2 protein-coding genes are annotated in these 2,393 nt (G+C 40.5%); both read right to left on the bottom strand.

All coding sequences use genetic code 11. From position 1 onward, the window contains the following. Nucleotides 1-53 precede the first annotated feature (53 nt). The gene (locus QUA74_RS25415) at nt 54-704 is read right to left on the bottom strand and encodes a response regulator (protein WP_333334614.1); all 651 of its coding nucleotides are present in this window, start codon (nt 702-704) and stop codon (nt 54-56) included. A 162-nt stretch (nt 705-866) separates the two neighbouring features. After that, nucleotides 867-2,393: ATP-binding protein (locus QUA74_RS25410; RefSeq protein ID WP_333334612.1), on the bottom strand; the 1,527-nt coding region annotated here is incomplete at its 5' end.

Below are 2,393 nucleotides of genomic sequence, written 5' to 3'. Positions count from 1 at the left end.
AGCTTGCACACGCGGAGCGTTCAAACCATTCAAAGTCTTTCTCTGTCGAGGTTTTAGGCTTTTTCGGCAAGCCCTAACCTAGAACTTTCAGGCAACTTTATCAGCTCAGAAATAGAACGCAGATCGCCAATTTTTCGGATTGTTGTTAAAAAGAGGCGGAGTTGCCGTTCTTCAATTCGTTCATTTAAAGTTTCCTCTGTATCTGCTGCATCAATAACCGTTTTGTTAATCACAGCAATATACTGACCCCAATAATTTTGTTCTAGTGTTTCCAGATTCTCGGCGATCCATTGTTCGTTTTGGATATTACCCCAACGGTTGAAATACGCGATCGCATCTTGAATCGACTCATGTAAAATATCAAAAATATTCCCTTTCATATTTTTGGAAATATAGTCCCATGCCTCCATTTTGAAAGCTTTTCGACAATCGCTCACTGTATCGTTTGCTGTCAAAATAATGACTACAGAAGAAAGATTTCGAGCTTTCACCTCATTGACAACAGCAAAGCCACTGTCGTCCTGCTCCATTCGCATATCTGCAATAATCACATCGAAGGGAGTCTTCAACTTTTCCTTTGCCTCGGTTACGCTCGTTGCGGTTTCAATATGCTGATAACCAAAATCGTTCAACCATTCCAGCAACTCACTTAAAAAACCGGGGTTGTCCTCTACGACCAACAAATGAACGTTTTCAGTTTGCATCTTACCTATTCTCTCCCTCAGTAAGTGGGTACAAATAAATCTAACATGGACCTGGCGGGTTTTGCAGAAATAAACTCGCTCTTAATATAGACCATAACTAAACTCGCCCCTTCTATTTTTAAAGAGGCCGCCGAGCGAATGTTATTGTTTTTTTTGTCTTACCTACTTATAGGGAATATGAATTTCAAATCTGGCTCCGTTATACCCAGTTTCACGGATGTACCCATTCATCTTGATCAAGGTTTTACGAATAATGAATAGCCCTAAGCCACTGCCTTTTCCTTCCTGAGAGGTAGTTCTTAGAGGTTGAAAAATCCAGTCTTTCTTATGTTCGGGAACCCCTTTTCCATTATCAGAAAAGGTAATTAACAGGTATTTCTGCTCACCAGGCATCGTTCTTCCTCTGATTTCGGGTGGATTTATGACATCTTGAGAAGTGATGCGAATGGCTAGATTATGCTGATTTGAATTGTATTTGAGGGAGTTTTCTACAAGTTCATTTAACGCGCTTTTGATTTTTTCTTCATCTCCATTGAATTCGGAATCACCGTTATGAATGTCTAGAAAAATTTGAGCACCATCGAGTATAGGTATTGTTTCCCATTTTTCAAATAGCTTTTTCACCTTAAAGCGATGATTTTTGATGGTGATACCTTCGTTAATTGCTTTCAAGTCACTGAGGGCAGTTTGGGTCAATTCTAGTTGCGTCAATAACTTTTCAAATTGCGAATAGTGAGGTGCACTGGGTTGCAGCTTCCGCATTACTCGTCGCGTTTTAGACTCAATTATAGCAAGCTGATTATTGACGAAATCAGAGATGTTATGGGCTGTTTTAGAAATGACTTCCAGGATGCGGCGATAGTCATCATGAGGAATAGTTTCAATTTTAAACTTTTGCGCTACCCGTCGTCTATCTACCTCTGCAAAGACATCCTCAATATCTTGAATGATGCCACTTAGCAAGGGATCTTTCTGTTCGGAATGGCGCACAATTCGATAGGCAATCCCTTTGAGGATGCTGATCTCATTGGCGATTTTGTGATACATCGCCCGGTTCAGCCTTTCGGTATCACTCAGCCAAGTTTGGGTGTCAGTTGTGAACATATCAAAATAGTCTTCCTCACTGAGATTTAAAGTTAGCATCTCCAGTGCCTGAGCATAGCGTGGAGAATCTTCTTTAATCTGCCGCAGCAGTTCAACTGCTGTTTCGCTATAAGGATTGGTGGCAAGAATACTTCTGGAAATGTATAGCAGGGTTCGCTCTTTGTCATCGGTTCGGTCTTTGCCATCCGAAAGGGCGATGGCTGCCTTGAAATATTCTTTACCTTTCTCTGGTTGCTTAATTTGGTAGTACATCCTACCTAAGTTGACTCGAATTACATTAGCTTGGTATGGAGTAAGAGCTTCAATTTTGATAGCTTTTAATTGGTCGATTGCCTCTTGATGTTTACCTACTTTCTCTAATACCAGAGCATATTGAAAATCAAGATAACTGCTGAGCGTCCTAGCATTTTGAGGCTTAATTTGAAGGGATAGCTCAAAGTATTGTAAAGCCTTCTCATATTGACCAGTTGTAGCTAAAGTATGGGCATAACAACTCAGCGTTCTTGGATGATTAGGTTCAATCTGTATCGATCGCTCAAAAAACTGCAAAGCTTGATCGGGATGACCATTTGAAGCCAAAGCATT

It is taken from the genome of Microcoleus sp. LAD1_D3, from assembly GCF_036702135.1.
Classification (GTDB): domain Bacteria; phylum Cyanobacteriota; class Cyanobacteriia; order Cyanobacteriales; family Microcoleaceae; genus Microcoleus.
Note: the sequence above shows the minus strand (reverse complement) of the source record. Positions and strands in the feature narration are given on the sequence as shown.